The sequence below is a fragment of the Eubacterium uniforme genome (assembly GCF_900167115.1).
Taxonomy (GTDB): Bacteria; Bacillota; Clostridia; order Lachnospirales; family Lachnospiraceae; genus Eubacterium_S; species Eubacterium_S uniforme.
The window spans coordinates 103,434-122,662 of the sequence record NZ_FUXZ01000008.1 but is presented as its reverse complement, the minus strand read 5'-3'; the positions used below and the strand labels follow the sequence as shown (position 1 = coordinate 122,662).

Annotated in this window: 21 protein-coding genes and 2 tRNA genes; 22 read left to right on the top strand and 1 reads right to left on the bottom strand. The window is 33.2% G+C overall.

From position 1 onward, the window contains the following. Position 1 precedes the first annotated feature (1 nt). Positions 2-691 carry a PAQR family membrane homeostasis protein TrhA gene (gene trhA, locus B5D16_RS07295; RefSeq protein ID WP_078766337.1) on the bottom strand — a complete coding sequence of 230 codons (690 nt, stop codon included), beginning with the start codon at positions 689-691 and terminating at the stop codon, positions 2-4. Positions 692-1,056: 365 nt separating this feature from the next. Between trhA and B5D16_RS07290 the strand changes: the two genes are divergently transcribed. The 22 genes from B5D16_RS07290 to dnaB all read left to right on the top strand — a co-directional run bounded on the left by B5D16_RS07290 (position 1,057) and on the right by dnaB (position 19,096). Continuing rightward, on the top strand, positions 1,057-2,049 hold the full coding sequence (locus tag B5D16_RS07290; protein ID WP_078766336.1) for a hypothetical protein: 993 nt from the start codon (positions 1,057-1,059) through the stop codon (positions 2,047-2,049). Positions 2,050-2,070: 21 nt separating this feature from the next. Then, positions 2,071-3,294 carry a TadA family conjugal transfer-associated ATPase gene (locus tag B5D16_RS07285; protein ID WP_078766335.1) on the top strand — a complete coding sequence of 408 codons (1,224 nt, stop codon included), beginning with the start codon at positions 2,071-2,073 and terminating at the stop codon, positions 3,292-3,294. Then, on the top strand, positions 3,200-4,027 hold the full coding sequence (locus B5D16_RS07280; RefSeq protein WP_159444327.1) for a type II secretion system F family protein: 828 nt from the start codon (positions 3,200-3,202) through the stop codon (positions 4,025-4,027). Before B5D16_RS07285 ends, B5D16_RS07280 begins: the two co-directional genes overlap by 95 nt. Positions 4,028-4,041: 14 nt before the next feature. Beyond that, positions 4,042-5,463: a type II secretion system F family protein gene (locus B5D16_RS07275; protein ID WP_078766333.1), complete on the top strand. Its 1,422-nt coding sequence runs from the start codon at positions 4,042-4,044 to the stop codon at positions 5,461-5,463. A gap of 5 nt (positions 5,464-5,468) precedes the next feature. After that, the gene (locus B5D16_RS07270; RefSeq protein WP_078766332.1) at positions 5,469-5,669 is read left to right on the top strand and encodes a Flp1 family type IVb pilin; all 201 of its coding nucleotides are present in this window, start codon (positions 5,469-5,471) and stop codon (positions 5,667-5,669) included. Next, positions 5,669-7,645 (top strand): DUF5702 domain-containing protein, encoded by a 1,977-nt coding sequence (locus B5D16_RS07265; RefSeq protein WP_078766331.1) that lies wholly within the window; start codon positions 5,669-5,671, stop codon positions 7,643-7,645. The genes B5D16_RS07270 and B5D16_RS07265 overlap by 1 nt, the downstream gene beginning before the upstream one ends. 295 nt (positions 7,646-7,940) lie before the next feature. Beyond that, positions 7,941-8,585, top strand: coding sequence for a hypothetical protein (locus tag B5D16_RS07260; RefSeq protein ID WP_143405076.1), 645 nt, complete (start codon positions 7,941-7,943; stop codon positions 8,583-8,585). Between the two features lie 17 nt (positions 8,586-8,602). After that, complete coding sequence (locus tag B5D16_RS07255) at positions 8,603-9,037, top strand: TadE family protein (RefSeq protein WP_078766329.1); 435 nt, start codon at positions 8,603-8,605, stop codon at positions 9,035-9,037. A 29-nt stretch (positions 9,038-9,066) separates the two neighbouring features. Next, positions 9,067-9,861 (top strand): DUF6382 domain-containing protein, encoded by a 795-nt coding sequence (locus tag B5D16_RS07250; protein WP_143405075.1) that lies wholly within the window; start codon positions 9,067-9,069, stop codon positions 9,859-9,861. Positions 9,862-9,921: 60 nt separating this feature from the next. After that, positions 9,922-10,977: a PTS sugar transporter subunit IIC gene (locus tag B5D16_RS07245; RefSeq protein WP_078766327.1), complete on the top strand. Its 1,056-nt coding sequence runs from the start codon at positions 9,922-9,924 to the stop codon at positions 10,975-10,977. A 16-nt stretch (positions 10,978-10,993) separates the two neighbouring features. After that, positions 10,994-12,187 carry a DUF5711 family protein gene (locus B5D16_RS07240; protein ID WP_078766326.1) on the top strand — a complete coding sequence of 398 codons (1,194 nt, stop codon included), beginning with the start codon at positions 10,994-10,996 and terminating at the stop codon, positions 12,185-12,187. Between the two features lie 13 nt (positions 12,188-12,200). Continuing rightward, complete coding sequence (locus B5D16_RS07235) at positions 12,201-12,908, top strand: CvpA family protein (protein WP_078766325.1); 708 nt, start codon at positions 12,201-12,203, stop codon at positions 12,906-12,908. Between the two features lie 113 nt (positions 12,909-13,021). Continuing rightward, positions 13,022-13,093: transfer RNA gene (locus B5D16_RS07230), tRNA-Glu, on the top strand. A 16-nt stretch (positions 13,094-13,109) separates the two neighbouring features. After that, a tRNA-Cys gene (locus B5D16_RS07225) sits at positions 13,110-13,180 on the top strand. A 94-nt stretch (positions 13,181-13,274) separates the two neighbouring features. Further along, complete coding sequence (locus tag B5D16_RS07220) at positions 13,275-13,649, top strand: PH domain-containing protein (RefSeq protein WP_242943012.1); 375 nt, start codon at positions 13,275-13,277, stop codon at positions 13,647-13,649. 10 nt (positions 13,650-13,659) lie between these two features. Beyond that, positions 13,660-13,842 (top strand): DUF951 domain-containing protein, encoded by a 183-nt coding sequence (locus tag B5D16_RS07215; RefSeq protein ID WP_078766323.1) that lies wholly within the window; start codon positions 13,660-13,662, stop codon positions 13,840-13,842. 102 nt (positions 13,843-13,944) lie between these two features. Next, on the top strand, positions 13,945-14,235 hold the full coding sequence (rpsF, locus tag B5D16_RS07210) for a 30S ribosomal protein S6 (protein ID WP_078766322.1): 291 nt from the start codon (positions 13,945-13,947) through the stop codon (positions 14,233-14,235). 24 nt (positions 14,236-14,259) lie between these two features. Continuing rightward, positions 14,260-14,718, top strand: a complete 459-nt coding sequence (locus tag B5D16_RS07205; RefSeq protein ID WP_078766321.1) for a single-stranded DNA-binding protein — start codon at positions 14,260-14,262, stop codon at positions 14,716-14,718. 46 nt (positions 14,719-14,764) lie between these two features. Next, positions 14,765-15,034 carry a 30S ribosomal protein S18 gene (gene rpsR, locus B5D16_RS07200; protein ID WP_078766320.1) on the top strand — a complete coding sequence of 90 codons (270 nt, stop codon included), beginning with the start codon at positions 14,765-14,767 and terminating at the stop codon, positions 15,032-15,034. A 154-nt stretch (positions 15,035-15,188) separates the two neighbouring features. Further along, on the top strand, positions 15,189-17,240 hold the full coding sequence (locus B5D16_RS07195) for a DHH family phosphoesterase (protein WP_078766319.1): 2,052 nt from the start codon (positions 15,189-15,191) through the stop codon (positions 17,238-17,240). A gap of 1 nt (position 17,241) precedes the next feature. Next, on the top strand, positions 17,242-17,688 hold the full coding sequence (rplI, locus tag B5D16_RS07190; protein WP_078766318.1) for a 50S ribosomal protein L9: 447 nt from the start codon (positions 17,242-17,244) through the stop codon (positions 17,686-17,688). A gap of 58 nt (positions 17,689-17,746) precedes the next feature. Further along, positions 17,747-19,096 (top strand): replicative DNA helicase, encoded by a 1,350-nt coding sequence (gene dnaB, locus B5D16_RS07185; protein ID WP_078766317.1) that lies wholly within the window; start codon positions 17,747-17,749, stop codon positions 19,094-19,096. Positions 19,097-19,229: the final 133 nt, after the last annotated feature.

Below are 19,229 nucleotides of genomic sequence, written 5' to 3'. Positions count from 1 at the left end.
TTTATTTCACAGGCAATACATATCTAATAATTGCCCAAAACTGAAATGATGTTCCAATAACAATTAATACATGAAATACTGAATGCATGTATTTGTGTTTCTTACCAAGGCCGTATAATACAGCACCAATTGTATAGGCAATTCCGCCTGCAAGAATAAGAATGAATGCGGTTTGGCCAATTGAATTCCAAGTTTGTTTTACAAAAAGAATAGCACACCATCCCATGCCGAGATAGCAGATGTTTGAAAACAAACTATATTTCTTTAAGTCTATTGCAGTAAATACTGTGGCGATTGCTGCAAGTCCCCATATAATTCCAAACATGGTCCAAGCAATTACAGGATAGTGTCTTCTTATTGAAACAAGAATGACTGGTGTATAAGTTCCTGCTATCATAAAGTAGATTGTGCAATGATCTAGAATCTGCATAACCTTCTTTGGAGTTCCTTTTGGAAGTCCATGATAAATAGATGACATACAGTAAAGTACTACCATTGTAATTCCATAAACGCAACTACTTACAACACCCCAGACATCACCATATACAGCTGCAATAATAATGCAAAGTATCATATAAATAATCGCAAATCCGCCACCGACGATATGCGAAACCATATTAAAGATTTCTTCCCCTCTTGTGTAATTCGGAAGAACTCTGTCTGCTAATTTTGTTCTTTTTTTCTTAGCCATAATCCTACCTCTTCTCATTGTATTCGTGATAAGTTTTATTATATCAGCAAATTCTATTTTTGCAAGTGTGTCACAACATGTAGTAATGAATACTACATCATATAGTATAACTCAATAGTGTTCAAAGTCAAGGAAAGAAAGAATTTCTTAAGAAATCAGAATGGTGTCAAAAAATTGTATCCACAAATTATCCACAAATGATTTTGTGTCAAAAAATTAATGTTTATAACTTGGGTTAAAAGATGTCGATAAGTAATATTGACATCTTTTTCGCTTGGGCTTATAATGTGCCTAACAAGTCAAGAAGTAACTTGCAAATATTGACACAGGGGAAGTATGCCTATGTATAAAAGGAGGTGTGTGGTTTGGACATTTTGGCACTTTTCGATGAAGATGTCTCGTATACGAGTGCATTTGCTGATTATTTAAATAGAAAAAAGGTGCTGGCTTTTGATGTATATGTTTTTTCAAATTTGGATTTGCTTAAAGATTTTCTTTTGAATAAAAAGGTTAATGTATTAATTGGGAGAAAGGATATTTTGGGCTTATTTGATGATTATGACATTGACAGGAAGATTGTTTTAAGCGATGGGTCTATGGTTTCGGAAGGGAATGAGTTCTCTATATATAAGTATGATTCCATGGATAAAATAGTGAGTCAGATTTCTGGAATGTATGGATATTTAAATACACATAATAAGAATGGCTTTGAAGGAATGATTGGTGTGTATAGTCCATACTCGATGAGCGGGAAACTTGATTTTTCTTTGGGATACGCGCTTTCTTTGTCGAAGAAATGTAAGACACTTTACATAAATTTGGAAGAATTTTCTGGACTTGGTACTTATATATTGGAGAATGAGTCAGGACATATTAAGGATTTGGCAGATTTAATGTATGAGTATGAACAATTAAAAATGGGGAATCACGTTAGGTATGTTGAAAACATATATAAAAAGGATGACTTGGATGTGATATTACCTATTAGGTATGCTAAGGATTTGAGAAGCATAGATTCTGGTGTGTGGGGTGATGCGATTAATAAGTATGCCATAGCGCATGGCTATAAGAGGGTTGTTGTTGATTTTGGAAATATGCTTGAAGATCCATTTTACATTATGGATTTATGTAAGGTGATTTATATTTTAACACCTAAGCATACTTATGAAAAAAAGAGGATGAAGGAGTTTGTTGAGTATGTTTTGGGGAGTGGTAATGAAAGCCTTTTGGAGAAGGTTGTTACGGTGGATTTACCAGAGTACAAAGCTCCAGATAGAATTGATGATTTCTATGAATTAGAGGAAGGAGATTTTGGTCAGTTTATTAGGGAGTTGATTGATGAAGTTAGCATAGTTTAAAACGTGTTGGGGGATTGCTTGATGGTTGATGTTGAAGAAATAAAGCTTGATGTGCTTGAACGTATGGACGGTTTTGATGACATAACAGATGATGATATTTTTGAATGTATTGATGAAAGTATAAAGGAGTACGGTGAAAAAGTTATGATGTCTGTTAAGGAGAGAATAGAAGCAAGACGTCAGCTATTTAATAAGATTCGAGGTCTTGATATTTTAGAAGATCTTCTTAATGATGAGAGAATAACTGAGATTATGGTTAATGGGCCATATGAAATATATGTTGAAAGTGATGGGAAGGTAAAAAGGATAGAGAAGGCATTTGCTGATACTCAGAAACTTTCGGATATTGTTCAAAGAATAGTCGGAAATGTAAACAGAAGAGTTAATGAAAGAAGTCCCATAGTTGATGCAAGTATTCGGGGTAAGTTTCGAGTTAGTATCGTTTTGCCACCTATAGCTATTAATGGTCCGATTCTTACTATTAGAAAGTTTAAGAAGGGCTTGATGGATATTGATAGTTTGATTGAACTTGGAAGTGTGAATGAGGAAATTGCAGAATTTTTAAGTGAGATCGTTAGGGCAAAATATAACATTTTTATAAGCGGTGGAACGAATACTGGAAAAACTACTTTTTTAAATATTCTTTCAAACTTTATTCCAAAGGACGAGAGAATTATAACCATTGAGGATTCCATTGAATTACAAATTAAAGGTATTGGAAATCTTGTAAGGTTAGAAGCAAGATCGGGAAATGTTGATAAGGATATTTTAGTTACAATAAGGGATTTGATTAAGGCATCGCTTCGTATGAGGCCGGATAGAATAATTGTAGGTGAAGTAAGAGGAAGTGAGTGCATAGATATGTTATCTGCCATGAATACAGGACATGATGGAAGCATGAGTACTGGGCATGGTAATTCACCGAAGGAGATGTTAACAAGATTAGAAACTATGTGTTTATTTGGAATGGATATTCCGCTAGTGGCGATTAGAAATCAGATAGCTGCAAGTCTTGATATTTTAATTCATATTGGAAGGCTAAGAGATGGTAGCAGGAAGGTTTTATCTATATGTGAAGTATTAGGTGTTAAAGATGGAGAAATCGAAATGAAGACATTATATAAATATGTTGAAGAAGGAGAGGATAAAAATGGCAGAATCCTGGGAAAGTTTGTTAAATGCTCGGAACTTAAAAACACAGGAAAACTTAGAGCAGCAGGAATTAAAAACGAAAGAAAGTGCTAGAAAAATAATAAGGATATCTGTTGTGGATTTAGGCTTGATGTTATTAAGTTATGCGATTCTTTCTGCAGTTGTTTCTTTTATCTTTTATGATAATTTGTTATTCTGCATATTTTTGATTCCGCTTGCATATCCATATATCAGAGTACTTAGTGGCGAATTGATACTAATTAGAAAAAAGAATTTAAAAATGCAGTATATGGAATGTCTTAATGCCATGGCGAATGCTGTTGATAGTGGGTATAGCATAGAAGGTAGTGTAAGTAAGGCTAAGGATGTAATAGAAATACTTTATGGTAGAGACAGCCTGATGTATAAGGAAATAGTTAGAATGGAGGGTAGACTACGCTTAGGTGTAATGGTTGAGGATGTTTTTGATGAGTTTTCAAAAAGAAGTGGGTTAATTGAAGCCTATGATCTAGCTAGTGCTCTTAAAATAACCAAAAGATATGGTGATAACATAAGTAATGTTCTAAAAACGGTTTCTAATAATATATCTAGTGAGACAAATGTTGAGAATGAAATTGAAGTATTGATATCTTCGAAAAAATATGAACACCTGATTATGTGCGTCGTTCCAATATTTATGATGTTGTATATGAGAGTAGCAGCACCAGAGATAATGAAGTATTTATATGTTGGATTTGGAAGATTTATTATGACAATATGCCTGGCTGGGTATGTGTTTGCTATTTATATAGGGATAAAATTACTTAGAAAAACTAAATTTGAATAGATAAGGAGTAGGAATTGAGTAAGGTTATAAGCGTTTTTATTATTTTGATTTTAATATTTTTCATTGCAACATTTAGGTATAAGAATAAATTTTTAAAAGGCGCTAATAAAAAGGAGTATAAATTATATGTAATCTTGGGAAGTGGTTTATTTATTGTTGACCTTATTCCTAAGAAGATTATAAAACCCTATATAAGAAAACTTGCTAATAAGTATAGGCAGATTTACGTGACTAGTGATGTGAAAAATAAGTGTTATCTGTATGTTGCGGAGAAGATATGTGAAAGTTTAATTTGTCTAATCTTAGTATTGATGTTTGTAGTTGTGTATTTACTTAAGAGTAGTGGGGGAGAGGACATAAAAAGAATAAAAAGACCAAGCGAAGACATGCCTGAGAGTAAGTACTATTTAACTGCAGATGGAGATATAAAAGAGAACATTAATCTTTTAATTGGATCAAAGGAATACACAAAAAAAGAAGCATATAAATTATTTGATAAAAGAAAAGGCGATTGCATAAAGCGCATGCTTAATAAAAATGAGTCTTTGGATAAGGTGAATACATCGCTTAATATAGAGGATGTTGAGTATTCAGATGGTATGCTTGCTCAATGGCAAGTACAGGGTGAAGTTATAAATTATGATGGAAGCATAAATATAGATGTGATAGATAGTAATAAGGTTAGTAGTGAAATGATACTAACAATAAGCTATAAAGATTTTTCTAAAGACTATAAAGTTGATATAACTGTCGGAAATGTAAAACAATCCATACAGGATAAGGTTCAAAATTATATTGATGAACAGGATAGGACGAGTGATTATGTTGTTTTACCAGAAGAACTTGATGAGGAAAAGATTGGGTTTAGAAGTAAGAAAAATATTCTTTGGATTTTTATTTTGGGTATTGGAGTTTTGTATGCATTTGCTATGTTTTTCTTAAGAGATTTGGATATAAAGGATAAGCTTAGGGATAGGCATGAAGAGATGGTATCTGACTATCCGAAAATACTTAATAAATTTGCTCTCTTACTTAGGGCAGGTTTGGGTAATGTTAAGGCTTTAGAAAGGATTATTCTTGAGTATGATGCAAGGGGGGAATATAGATATGCATATGAAGAAATAAAGTATATGCTTTATAGAATTAGATTAGGAGAAGGTGAAGAAAAAGCATATGAGAATTACGCTAAAAGATGTAATGAAATGTGTTATTCGAAATTTGCTGGGATGTTAGCGGAAAATTTGAGAAGGGGAAATTTAAATCTGGGTGACGAATTAAGTGATGAACTTAATAAAGCTTGGAAGGAAAGAGAAAATGTATTAAGGATAAAAGGAGAAAGAGTTGGAACGAAACTTGTAATACCAATGATTTTAATACTTATTATTACTCTTGTAATGATAGTTGTTCCTGCTTTTATGTCCATGAAAGGAGTGTAAAATTTATGAGAAAAATTGACGAGGTATTTATAAAACTTAAGGAGTATTTAAAACAAAGCTTACAGGATGAATGTGGAATGGGTGTAATTGAAGTAACTTTGATTGTGGTTGTTTTAGTTGGTCTTGCGATTTTATTTAAATCAGAGATTGAAGCAGTTGCAGCAATTGTATTTAAGAGCTTAAGAAGTAAGGTGAATAATGTTTAATGAAAAAAGAAAAAGGTTCGATTAGTATATATGCGGCCATTTCTTTTACTTGCATAATTGCTCTTGTATTAACACTTATAGAAGCGGGAAGGTATGAGTATTGTGGGGCTAATCTTTCAATAGTAACTAACAATGCAGTCGAGTCGGCCATGGGGGATTATGCAAATGAATTAGTGGATGAATATGGTTTGTTTTTAAATGTAAATACGGATGATGAACTTGTCGGAAAAATCGATGAATATGTTTTAGCAAATATAAGTGGGTTTGAAGGTGATTACATAGATCTTTTATCTGTTGCAAATTATGAAATACCTAGTAAAGAAATAAAACACATAACCGATGATGGTGGAAGTTTTATGGCTAAGGAAGTTTCGGATTATATGAAGATTAAGGTGGGAGAAGATGCAGCTAGTGCATTAATAGATAAGTATGGTAATTCCACAGCTATTGGAAATATTTCTTCTTTTATAAAAAGTGTGAAAAGTGCAAAGAAAAAGATTGAAAGAGTTGCAGAAGCAGCTTCTGATTTATATGACGCATATGAAAACATTAAGAATACTGCCGATGAAATAAAGGATGATATAAGAGGAATAAAAAAAGCAGTAAAAAATATGCGGGAAGTAATTGAGGATTACAAGGCAGCTGAATGTGAGTTTGAGGACTTAGAAAAAGCATATAATATTTTGGTTGGTCAAGTTGATAATCTAAAGAAGGATTTAGAAGATATATCATCTTTTGGAGAGAAAGCAACAGATAGTAAAAGTGAATATGAGGAAGGCAAAGAAGAAGCACAAAGTATTTATGGACAGATTTGGCCAGATGAAGAAACACCGGAAACAGAAGATGAACTTTTAGATAACTATGATGATGTTAAAGATGTTATCGAGGTTATAGAAGGTATAGATTTATCAGATTTTGATAAAACAAAAAAACTTGCAGAGGAAAATGCGATAAAAATAATTGAAAGAAAATTAGATAAATTAACAGAGAGCATTGATGTAGCAAAAACAATTAAGAATCTGACAAAAGGCATAAAGTTAGACAGTATTATAAATAATCCAAATAAAAGCATGGGAAAGAAAAATGGATATGGAGTTAGTGGAAAGGATATTGTGAAATATGTTGAGAATATTTCAGAAGATATTATTTTAGGACAGGTTATGGATGTATCCAAAGTTTCTAACTTGAAAATTAATAGAGATGATGAGAGCCCTTCGAATATAAAGGATAAAGGAAAAGGTAATATTAAAAAAATAGATGAAGCTCTTTTTAGTTTATATTGTGCTGATGTATTTGCTTCATATACTGATAAAAAAGAGGATTCTTTATTAAACTACGAGATGGAATACATATTATGTGGTCATGAAGGTGATAAAGAAAATTTATCTGAAAGTGTTGCTAAGTTGCTTGCTCTTCGTGAAGCGACTAATGTAATTGCTATATTAAGTAATCCGGATATGTTGAATGAAGCAAGAACTCTTGCACTTTCTACCTTTGGACTTACAGGTGTTCCTGCGATTACTGTTCTTGGAGAGGTGCTTATTGTTGCAGCCTGGGGTTATGCTGAATCCGTATTGGATGTGAGGAATTTGCTAGCGAAGGGAAGATGCAAATTGATAAAGAAAAGAACGGATTTTAAATTATCGCTGGGAAATATAGGTTCTATAATGAATGGTTCCTTTGTTGAAACAGAAGGTGAAGGAGAAACAATTCATGATGGTCTAAATTATAAGGAATTTTTGGAAATATTAATGTTTGCTACTGGTAAAACCTCTAAGTATTACCGAGCTATGGATTTGATTGAAGAAAGAACAAAGCAAAAAAAAGACGATTTTAGAATGAACCAATGCATTGTTAAAGCTTCGGTAGATATAAAGTATGAATTAAAGCCTTTGTTTATCAGTAAGGATATAACTAAAAACTTTATGGAAGGTGGAACTGTTTTTGTGAATCGAAAAGCGGAATATGGATATTAAAGAAAGGGGGAATAAGAAAATGTCCTTTTATGACAATCTGCGCAGGTATAAAAAATCAATGAATAATCAGCTTCTTTCTTTTATGCTTCGAAAACTACAATTTGAAAAAGTTGATATAGGTAATAAATATAAAAGGTTAGCACGTAGGTCGGATAAATTGTGTAGAAGGACATTTTCTTATTCCTCCTTTTTTGAGGAAGAAGGTTACCTGACCGTAGAAAGTGCCTTGGTTATTCCAATATTTTTATTTGTTATAATTACATTTTTTTATATTTTTATAATGTTTACTACTGATATGGATATATATAAAGCGATGAAAGAATCGTCTAGAGATATTGGATATATTGAGGCACTTTTAGCCCCGGAAACAAATGTGGCTGGAAGGGATTTATCGATTAAGGCAAATATAACTAAGAATCTTGGAAGTGGATTTATAAAAGATAATATTATTAAAGGTGGAATATCAGGAATAGATGTTAGTGGTTCATCGTATGATAAAGATACAGGGGTGTTAGATATTGTTGTTTCGTACAAGTATAAAATTCCTTATTCAGTTTTAGATCTTTTAGACATATCAAGAAAACAGCGTTTTAAAAGTCGATTATATACAGGGAAAAATATATATGAACAAGAAGATGAAAAATATGTTTATGTAACTAAAAATGGGAAGGTATATCATTGTGATATTAATTGTTCGTATTTAAATATTAAGATTAAAGAAATAGATTTTAATGATGTGGATGATTATAGAAATGAGTGGGGAGAAAAATATTATCCATGTGAGAACTGCATGAAGGAAGATGCGCCAATTGTATACATTACTGAAGATGGAAACAGATATCACTCGAGTAAAGAGTGTTATTCATTAAATAGAAATGTTTATAAAAAGAAATTATCTGAAGTTCATGATATGCCGCCGTGTTCAAGGTGCGGTAAGTAAAGAAAAGAGGTCTGATTATGGATGACAAGGAGAGAGGAAGTGCTTCGCTAGAGGCAGCAGTAATAATGAGTGTATTTATTTTTATGATTACAGGAGTTGTGTATGTATCCTTTTATTTGCATGATGTTGTCGTTGTTAGAAGTACTTGTATAAAAGTTTGTGAAAAATACTTGTGCGATAAAGGTGATGGTAAAGTAGCAAATGCTCTTAATGAAGAACTTAAGAATAAATTATTTGTTATAAAGGAAATTGATGTTAATGGTAAGGTTGGAAGAAAAGTTAGTGTTGAAGTATCAGGGAAATATGAAGGATATGGAAAAGATGTTTTAGAGGCGTTTGCTAAAGGAAAGTATAGGTATTCATATAAAATAAAAAGGAATGTGAATAAGGATGATGTTTATAAGGTTAGGGTTTTAAAAAGGGTTGTAGATGAAATTGATAATGATAATTAGAGGACTTTGTATGAAGAATGGGTGGTCGTATGGATTTTAGTTTTTATGATGATTTTAGTGGACATTATATTATATATTCTGATGAGAAAATAAAAGACAATTATGAACTTAACATGATTAAGAATAATAAGATAGAGCATCTTTTGACAACTACTGTAAAAAGAATGGATAGCGAATTGGAAATATACTATAACTCACTTTCTATGAGCTCATGTTCTGATTATATAAAGTCTAATAAGATTGAGTATGAACATGTGAAGGTATTTGTTGAGAATATAAAGAAGTTGTGTGAAAGTTTGGAAGAATATTTATTGAATATTAATCATGTGGTTATAGATGAAAAATTGATTTTTATAGATGAAGAAAAAAGATATATTGAGTTTTTATATAATCCTTTTGAAATTGGAGACTTCACTGAAGGCATTAAGCAGATTATTAGTTCAATACTTCCAAGCATTAATCATGACGATCAGGCAACTGTTCTTTTGACGTATGGCCTTATGGAAGCTTTAGAGGAACAATCAGTAACGGTTGAAAGCCTTTGCGCAGTTGTAAAAAGTGTTGAAGAAGAATTAAGAATAAAAAACATTAATAAAGCGTATTACGATGATCTCATCGTTGATAATACATCGCAGAATTTGCAATCCGAAGAAATAGAAGCGGATGGCAAAAAGTATGCTGAAAGAAGAATAAGAATTAAGGAGGTGGTTACGGGTAAAATAGAGGAACTGATAAGAAAAGAAAAGCGAACACATAATAAAAAGAAATATAAGGAACGTCCTGTATACCAGATTGAAGATATGAGTAAAATTAGTGGAAAATAAGCCTAAAATGTGGTATGGTATGTCTTGAGAAAAAAATTAAATAATAGGAGTAGACTGGAAATGATAAAGAAGTATTTAAATAGAGTCTTTATTGAAGGTTTAAGTGGAATGGCATTAGGTCTTTTTGCTACACTTATTATGGGAACAATACTATGTCAGATTGGTGACTTGCTAGGCCCTGGTTTTTTCGGCGGTAAACCAAGTCATTATTTGATTTTAATTGGTAGTGTTGCTAAAACTATTACTGGTGCTGGTATTGGTGTGGGTGTTGCAAGCAAGTATCAGGAAAGTCCGCTTGTTAGTGTAAGCGCAGCGGTTGCTGGCATGATAGGTGCTTTCCCTAATGTTAATACTTCTATGGCATTTGTAATTGGCAAACCAGGTGAACCACTTGGTGCATTTGTTGCAGCTTATGTTGCCATTGAACTTGGACATATTGTTTCAGGAAAAACTCAATTAGATATAATATTAACACCATTTGTAGGAATTATGAGTGGTGGACTTGCTGGAATATGGGTTGGAAAACCTATAGCAAGATTTATGCTTTGGGTTGGCGAACTAGTCAACGTGAATGTTGATAAACAGCCTATTGTTGGAGGACTTATTGTAGCCGTTATTATGGGTATGGTTTTAACCTTACCTATTAGTTCTGCAGCGATTGGTATTTCGCTAGGGCTTTCGGGTCTTGCGGCAGGTGCAGCGACAATTGGATGTTGTTGTCAGATGGTAGGATTTGCTGTAGCTAGTTTTAGAGAAAACAAAGTGGGCGGATTGATATCTCAAGGTGTTGGTACATCCATGCTTCAGATTACTAATATATTAAGACATCCGTTTATATGGATACCGCCGATTGTTTCAAGTGCAATTCTTGGACCTGTTGGTGCAGCGGTGTTAAAGATGAAGAGTAATTCTACTGGATCTGGAATGGGTACATCAGGGCTTGTTGGACCTATCATGTCTTATCAGACCATGACAAAGAGTATGTCAAATACAATGGCGCTTGCAGAAGTGGTTGTGATGGAATTTGTTCTTCCTGCAATTATTACTTTGATTATTGCAGAAGGCATGAGAAAGATAAAGTTGATTCATGATGGAGATATGAAACTAGAGGCTTAAATAAGGAGAGACGTTCTTGAATATTAAAGATTTTTTTAGTAGAAAAAAAGAACAATTTAATGATGAAGAATTTATAGATCAGTTAGAAACGCATAGAAGAAATAAGAGAATAAGATATATCTTAATTGCTCTTATAATACTAGTTGTTGTGATTTCTAATTTTATTTACCAAAAAACCCGCGTTTATAAAACTGTTAAAGAGGTAAGTTCTGTTGAAATTCAAAATGGATTTGGCAGTAAGTATACTGGTTATGGGGACATGCTTGTTAAGTATAGTGAAGATGGAGTATCTTATTTAAATAGAAAACAAGCAATTTGGAACCAGGCATTTGAGATGAAGAGTCCTATTGTTGATACATGTGGTGACTACGTAGTTGTTGCAGAACAAGGCGGAACAGAGATATATCTTTTTGATGATAAAGGTCTTGTTAATAAAACAGAATCAAACTTTCCGATTGTAAAGATTGAGGTTGCTAAACAGGGCGTTGTTGCTATGATTTTAGAGGATGCGCACACTAATTATATTGATCTTATTGATAAAGAAGGAAAGCAGTTGGTAACAAGCAAGACGGATCTGGCTAGTAACGGTTATCCACTTGATTTTTCGATTTCTGAGGATGGTACAAAACTTGCGGTATCTTATCTTTATGCAAGTGGTGGTGTTATGCAGTCGAAGGTGCTATTCTATAATTTCTCAGATGTTGGACAGAACGAAGTAGACAGAATGGTTGGTGGATTTAATCAGTATTCATCGACTATAGTTCCTACGGTTGAGTTTTTGAATAATGATGTATGTGCCTGTATAGGTGATAATATAATAACAATTTATTCAATTAAGCAGAAACCGTCTATTGAATTCGAAGCAGAGATTACTGATGAAATAGAAAAGGTATGTTATTCATCTTCGTACATTGGATTGGTATTAAAGAATACAGATAATCAACATAAAGAAAAGAATAGAGTTGTTGTTTATAATACGAGGGGTAAGGAAGTTATGTCAGAGTATATAGACGATCTTTATGATGAGGTAAAAATTGTTGAGAACTGTATTTTTACATATAATAAAAATGATTTCAGAATAATTACATTCTCTGGACAGGAAAAGTTAAAGCATAGTTTTAATGAGGATGTTGTTGATATTGTTCCTATTTCTCTTAGGACATATTATGTAGTAACTAATGAAAAGGTAAAATGTGTAAAGCTTAAGTAGACTGGAGTTTGATATGGAAGTATATTTACTTGGTGGAATGATTTTAATCTTATTGGTTTTTTCTATTATGGGATATATAAGAGGATCACTTAAGATTTTATTGTCGCTTGGATCCTTGTTTGCATCTTTAATATTGGTTTTTGTAGTTTATCCGACAGCGGTAAGTAAGTTTAATAATACTGTAATACATGATGTTGTTGAGAAAAAAGTAAGCGAATATGTTGATGATAATCTTAAATTAGATAAACAAAATGGAATAGAGCATACTGGCATAGAAGGACAGCAGAAGATTATAGAGAATATGCCACTTCCAAAAACTATTACTAAAAAAATAAAAGAGAATAATACTGAAGAAGAATATAAAGAATTAAAGGTGGATAATTTTGAGGACTATGTAAAGGCTTATCTTGTAAAAGAGATGATGCAAATTATATCATTTGCTATAGTGTTTATTGTTATTCATGCTTTGATGATTTTATTTGTGGGATTAACAAGAGTGTTGTCTAAATTACCAGCGGTTGAGTCGTTAGACCGTACGCTTGGAGTTATTATAGGACTATTTGAAGGTTATATATTAATATTAATCTTCTGTGTTGTTATTACTGCGCTTTCGGGAACAGGAAAAATGGAACCGATATTTGAAGCCATAAATAACAACAAAATATTAAGTACTATTTACGAAAACAACTTCCTTATGATGTTAATACTTTATTTTTTATAAGTTTTTTAATAAAGTTGTTGACAAAACAAAAGAATGATGTTAAAATTTCAACGTTGTATTCGTAGTGTTGCGATTTTTTGTTTGTGAATGGATAAGCAGGGAGTCGCAATCATGGCTCCATGGTCAAGCGGTTAAGACACCGCCCTTTCACGGCGGTAACAGGGGTTCAAATCCCCTTGGAGTCACTAGCGTAAAGCTTATGGCGACATAGCCAAGCGGTAAGGCACGGGTCTGCAACACCCTGATCGCCAGTTCAAATCTGGCTGTCGCCTCTTGTAACCAGAATCCCTATTGAAAGGATTCTGGTTTTTTAGTATATTATTATGTAAGGTTAGTAACCAACTCAGGGTTAAAGGAGGTATGGCTATGGCACAGTTATGGTCGGATAAAAAAAGAACTATATTTGGGTTACCTTTATCATTTACAAGGTATACATTAACAGAAGAAAAATTCATAAAGAAAAGCGGAATATTATCTACAGATGAAGAAGAAATAAGATTATATAGAATAAGAGATGTTTCTCTTCACCAGACACTTGGACAGAGATTATTTAAGGTTGGTACAATCCATATCTGTTCATCAGACATTAGTGCACCAGAACTTGATGTGGTTAGCGTTAAGGATCCTAGAACAGTTAAGGATCTTATTTCTGATGTTGTTGAAAATGTTAGAAATGAAAAACGTGTCGGTGTTAATGAGTTCATGACTGAAGGAAGCGATTTCCATGATTTGATGAACTAGGGAGTTAAAGATGCAATTTGGAGTTGGAGACATTATTGTTATGAAGAAACCTCATCCATGCGGAAGTAATGAATGGGAGGTTTTAAGAGTTGGTGCGGACTTTAGACTTAAGTGTCTAGGTTGTGAGCATAGTATAATGGTGCCTAGAAAGATGGTTGAGAAATCGGCCAAATTGAAAAAAACACTTGAATAATTAGGAATAGTATGATAAAATGTCTATTCGTGGCGCTATGTTTAGCGCTAATCCTTGCTCTTGAAAAGATCAAGGGCCAGAGACCAAAAGGAGGTAAAAAGCATGAATAAGTATGAATTTGCAGTTATTGTTAGTTCAAAACTTGAAGACGAAGACAGAGCTAAAACTATCGACAAGGTAAAAGAGTACGTTACACGTTTTGGTGGTACTGTTACTGAAGTTGAGGAATGGGGCAAGAAGAAACTTGCTTACGAAATCCAGAAGATGAGTGAAGCTTACTATTACTTCGTTAAATTTGAATCTGCTCCAGATGTTCCTGCTCAGATCGAAGACAAGCTTCGTATCCAGGAAAACATTCTTAGATTCTTATGCGTAAGTTTAGACGAACAGTAAGATAGGATAAAGAAGAGGTATACAATGAATAACGTAGTATTAATGGGGCGTTTAACAAGAGACCCTGACGTTAGATATTCTACACAGGGTGATTCACAAATGGCGATCGCTAGATTTACACTCGCAGTTGATAGAAGATTCAGAAGAAACGGTGATGATCAGAATGCTGATTTTATCTCATGTGTTGCTTTTGGAAAGACTGCTGAGTTTGTAGAGAAATATGTTAATAAAGGAACTAAGCTTACTCTTTCAGGTAGAATTCAGACAGGTTCTTATACAAATAAGGATGGTCAGAAAGTATACACAACAGATGTTGTTGCTGAAAACGTAGAATTTGCTGAAAGCAAGGCAGCTAGTGAAAATAACGGTTTTTCAGATTATTCATCTGCACCAGCAGCAGTTGCTGGAGGTGGTAACCAGGGTGCTAATGATGGATTTTTAGATATTCCAGACAGTGTGGAAGATGATGGATTGCCATTTTAATTAAATTGAGTTTATAAGTTTATATAGACCAGAAGGAGGTCAGGTTATGCCATATAATAAGAATGAAAAAGGCGATAAGAGCGAAGCACCTGCAAAGAGAAGACCTATTCGTAGAAGAAAAAAGGTTTGTGTATTCTGCGGTGAAGATAAAGAAATCAGCTACAAAGATGTTAATAAGCTTAAGAGATATACTTCAGAAAGAGGTAAAATTCTTCCTAGAAGAGTTACAGGTACATGCGCAAAGCATCAGAGAGCTTTAACAGTAGCTATTAAGAGAGCTCGTCACGTTGCTCTTATGCCATATACAGTAGAATAATAATTAATGTATATATCAAGAGGTTTCCACAAAGTGGGAACCTCTTTTATATTTTGCATAAATGTGGTAAAATGTATTATTGTAAGTATCTATGTCATATTGTAAATGATTTAATTTTTATGGTGTGATACCTAAGTATTTAAGGAGATATGTGATGGGTAAAAAGGACAGAGTCAGACTAAAAGGACATATAAACAGATTCCTAAAATGGCCATTTATTCTTGGTATATTTTTATTAGCAACTTCTGCTATGATATTTGCTATGGATAAGACTGCGGGAATGTTTTCTTTTTTCGCTGACGCAATCTATTTATTTATAGCCTTTATTTTATTAAGGGTTAATAAAACCAGAATCATGAGTGAGTTGATTAATTTCGCATCGGAATATAATCTAACGCAAAGACAAATGATGCATAGTTTATCTATTCCATATGTATTATTGGATGATATGGGAAGAATCCTTTGGACTAATAAGGAAATGGAAAATCTTTTAGCGAAGGATAATGTGGTTGGAAAAAACATAACTATGTTTTTCCCTTTGATTGAAATTTCAAAAGCTAAAAATGCTGAAGAAATGTATGTTTGCGAGTTTAATTATAATGACTTAAGTTATAGGGCTGAGTTTAATAGATTTGATATTGAGGATGTATATAAGCATTCAAAAGTTGTTGAAAGTCTTGAGGGAAATCAACATTTAATAGCAGCCTATTTCTTTGATGTTACTGAAACAAAGCAGTTGATTCAGGATAATGTTAATGAAAGAATGGTCGCTTGTCAGATTAACATTGATAACTATGATGAAGTTATGGAAAATATCGAAGAAGTTAGAAGATCTCTTTTATCAGCCATGATAGATAGAGTGGTAACTAGATATTTTACACGAATTGATGGTGTTATTAAAAAACTTGAAAAAGATAAATACTTAGTTATTTTTAAATACAGATATTTAGAAATGCTTATGAATGAAAGATTTACTCTCCTTGAGGAAGTTAAGTCTGTTAACTTTGGTAATTCAATAGCAGTTACACTTAGTGCCGGCATTGGATTTGGTGAGAAATCATATATTAAAAATTTTGAATATTCTCGTATGGCTATGGATATGGCTCTTGGTCGAGGTGGCGACCAGGTTGTAGTTAAAAGTACTGAGAAGGTTGATTTCTTTGGTGGAAAGTCTAAGTCTGTCGAAAAGCAGACTAGAGTTAAAGCTAGAGTTAAGGCACTTGCTTTAAGAGAAATCATTCTTAGTAAGGATAATGTACTTATTATGGGACATAAGATTGGTGATGTTGATTCATTTGGCTCATCAATTGGTATTTATAGATGTATTAAATCTCTTAATAAAACAGCAAAGATTGTTATTAATGATGTTACACATTCAATGCAGCCTATGTATGAGAGATTTACAGTTGAGAATGGATATGAGGAAGATTTGTTTGTAAATTCAGAACAGGCTCTTTCCCTTGTTAATCCAAATACTGTAGTGATTGTCGTAGATGTTAACAGACCAAGTTATACGGATTGTCCAGAGCTTCTTGAAAAGGCTTCTAATATAGTAGTGCTTGATCATCATAGAAGAAATCCTGAGACAATTGAAAATGCAGTATTATCATATATTGAACCATTTGCTTCGAGTGCGAGTGAAATGGTTTCAGAAATTTTACAGTATATTAATGACGAAGTTGTTCTTACACAGGAAGAAGTTGATGCTCTTTATGCGGGTATCATGATTGATACAAATAACTTTACTAATAGAACTGGGGTACGTACTTTCGAGGCAGCAGCATTCCTTCGTAGAAGAGGCGCTGATGTTACACGTGTTCGTATGCTTCTTCGTGATGATATGGAAGATTATAAGGCAAAGGCTAAGGCTATTGAAAATGCTGAAGTATATTTAGGGGATTTTGCTATTACATGTTGTGAAGCTAAGTCAGTACTTAGTCCAACAGTTGTTGGAGCACAATCAGCGAACGAACTTCTTAATATCAGAGGCATTAAGGCAGCATTTGTTCTTACACCATATAATAATCAGATTTATATTAGTGCAAGATCAATTGATACAGTTAATGTTCAGCTTATCATGGAAAGATTAGGCGGTGGAGGTCATTCAAATATCGCAGGTGCACAGTTAGATGGTGATAATATTTATGGTGCGATTGAATTATTGAAAAATACTATTCGCGAGATGAAAGAGCAAGGAGATTTATAGAATGGAAGTTATATTATTAGAAGATGTAAAGAATGTTGGTAAAAAAGGCGAAAGAGTTACTCTTAGTGATGGATATGCAAGAAATTGCATTATAAAGAAAAAACTTGGCGTTGAAGCAACGGCTAAAAATATTAATGATTTAAAACTTCAGAAGGCTAATGATGAAAAACTTGCTGCACAGAGACTTGAAGAAGCTAAGAAGAAAGCAGAAGAAATTGGACAGTACACATTAAAGTTATTCTTAAAGAGTGGCGAAGGTGGAAAGATATTTGGTTCAGTTTCAACTAAGGAAATAGAAAAAGAAGCTAAAGAACAGCTTAACTTAGATATTGATAAGAAGAAACTTGTTTTAGCAGAAAGCATAAAGACACCTGGTGTATATGATGTAGGAGTTAAACTTCATCCAGAAGTAACTGCTACACTTAAGGTTAATGTTTCAACAAAATAATAAGATTGAAATCTAAAGGTTGATGATATGATAAGAACTATTATTAAGGAGGAATTATATGAGCGATAATGATAATATAAATGGTTTAGTGATTCCTCATGATACAAATGCAGAGAAAGCTCTTATTGGTGCAATATTAAAGGATGAGCAGGTATTAGGCGATGTTGAAAGCATAGTGTATTCTGCTGATTTTTATAACAAGCAACTTGGACAGATATATGATGTAATGCAGGAGCTTAATGATGAAAAGACAGCAATTGACATTGTTACTGTTGCAAGCAGACTAAAAGAAAAAGGCGTACCAGATGAAGTTACAAGTATTGATTTCATTAGAAATATATTAGAGAGTGTTCCTGTCTCAGCAAATGCACGTGTATATGCGCAGATAGTTAAGGAAAGCGCACTTAGACGTAATGTTATTAAGGCTAGTCAGGAGATGATGAATGAAAGTTACAGCGGAACAAGTGGCATAGATGTATTAATGAACAATGTTGAAAGTCGTATGATGAAGCTTATTCAGACTAGAGATAAGGGTGACTATGTTCCAATTAGACAGGTAGTAATTGATACTATGGAACGTATTAATGCTGCATCTAAGGCAGAGGGTAGTGTTACTGGTGTTCCTAGTGGATTTACAGATCTTGATTATAAGACAAGTGGATTCCAGAATTCCGATCTTATACTTGTTGCTGCAAGACCATCAATGGGTAAGACAGCATTTGTTCTAAATATTGCTCATCATGTTGTAGTTAAAGAACATCTTGGAGCTGTTATATTCAGTTTGGAAATGTCAAAAGAGCAGCTTATGACGCGTTTCCTATCACAGGATGCGATGGTTGACTCTAAGAAACTTAGAAATGGTAATCTAACAAATGATGAGTGGGGAAGACTTGCTCAGAGTGCAGATACCATAGCAAAAACAAAGTTAATTATAGATGATACAAGTTCGATTTCAATTAATGAACTTAGAACAAAATGTAGAAAGTATAAATTGGATTATGATATTGGAATTATAATCATTGACTACTTACAGCTTATGACAGGTAATAGCAGAGAGGGACGTCAGAACGAAGTATCTGAAATCTCACGTGCACTTAAGGGTCTTGCAAGAGAGCTTAATGTACCTGTAATTGCACTTTCACAGCTCTCTCGAGCAGTTGAAAGTAGAGAAGATAAAAAGCCTATGTTATCTGACCTTCGTGAATCCGGAGCCATCGAGCAGGATGCCGACGTAGTAATGTTTATATATCGTGAGGATTACTACAAGAAGGATACGGATAGAAGAGGAATTGCTGATATTATTATAGCTAAGCAGAGAAACGGTCCGGTTGGATCAATAGAACTTGCGTGGTTACCTGATTATACAAGATTCGCTAATCATGAGGTTAGAAGAGAAGGAACTGAATAATAATGATACAATAAAAGCCTTGATATTTATATAATATCAAGGCTTGTTTATATAGTTGTTTTATATAACTAGAAGCAAATATTTATTGAAAATCTTATTGAAAAAAAATATCAATTAGTGTATAGTATATTTA

What these genes read in the sequence shown, in the direction of transcription:
- B5D16_RS07245 (WP_078766327.1), top strand. Translation starts at nt 9,922, where the DNA reads ATGATAAAGAAGTATTTAAATAGAGTCTTTATTGAAGGTTTAAGTGGA.
- B5D16_RS07260 (WP_143405076.1), top strand. Translation starts at nt 7,941, where the DNA reads ATGGATATATATAAAGCGATGAAAGAATCGTCTAGAGATATTGGATAT.
- B5D16_RS07215 (WP_078766323.1), top strand. Translation starts at nt 13,660, where the DNA reads ATGCAATTTGGAGTTGGAGACATTATTGTTATGAAGAAACCTCATCCA.
- B5D16_RS07265 (WP_078766331.1), top strand. Translation starts at nt 5,669, where the DNA reads ATGAAAAAAGAAAAAGGTTCGATTAGTATATATGCGGCCATTTCTTTT.
- rpsR (WP_078766320.1), top strand. Translation starts at nt 14,765, where the DNA reads ATGCCATATAATAAGAATGAAAAAGGCGATAAGAGCGAAGCACCTGCA.
- rplI (WP_078766318.1), top strand. Translation starts at nt 17,242, where the DNA reads ATGGAAGTTATATTATTAGAAGATGTAAAGAATGTTGGTAAAAAAGGC.
- B5D16_RS07250 (WP_143405075.1), top strand. Translation starts at nt 9,067, where the DNA reads ATGGATTTTAGTTTTTATGATGATTTTAGTGGACATTATATTATATAT.
- B5D16_RS07280 (WP_159444327.1), top strand. Translation starts at nt 3,200, where the DNA reads ATGGCAGAATCCTGGGAAAGTTTGTTAAATGCTCGGAACTTAAAAACA.
- B5D16_RS07255 (WP_078766329.1), top strand. Translation starts at nt 8,603, where the DNA reads ATGGATGACAAGGAGAGAGGAAGTGCTTCGCTAGAGGCAGCAGTAATA.
- B5D16_RS07195 (WP_078766319.1), top strand. Translation starts at nt 15,189, where the DNA reads ATGGGTAAAAAGGACAGAGTCAGACTAAAAGGACATATAAACAGATTC.
- dnaB (WP_078766317.1), top strand. Translation starts at nt 17,747, where the DNA reads ATGAGCGATAATGATAATATAAATGGTTTAGTGATTCCTCATGATACA.
- B5D16_RS07235 (WP_078766325.1), top strand. Translation starts at nt 12,201, where the DNA reads ATGGAAGTATATTTACTTGGTGGAATGATTTTAATCTTATTGGTTTTT.
- trhA (WP_078766337.1), bottom strand. Translation starts at nt 691, where the DNA reads ATGGCTAAGAAAAAAAGAACAAAATTAGCAGACAGAGTTCTTCCGAAT.
- B5D16_RS07270 (WP_078766332.1), top strand. Translation starts at nt 5,469, where the DNA reads ATGAGAAAAATTGACGAGGTATTTATAAAACTTAAGGAGTATTTAAAA.
- B5D16_RS07205 (WP_078766321.1), top strand. Translation starts at nt 14,260, where the DNA reads ATGAATAACGTAGTATTAATGGGGCGTTTAACAAGAGACCCTGACGTT.
- rpsF (WP_078766322.1), top strand. Translation starts at nt 13,945, where the DNA reads ATGAATAAGTATGAATTTGCAGTTATTGTTAGTTCAAAACTTGAAGAC.
- B5D16_RS07220 (WP_242943012.1), top strand. Translation starts at nt 13,275, where the DNA reads ATGGCACAGTTATGGTCGGATAAAAAAAGAACTATATTTGGGTTACCT.
- B5D16_RS07285 (WP_078766335.1), top strand. Translation starts at nt 2,071, where the DNA reads ATGGTTGATGTTGAAGAAATAAAGCTTGATGTGCTTGAACGTATGGAC.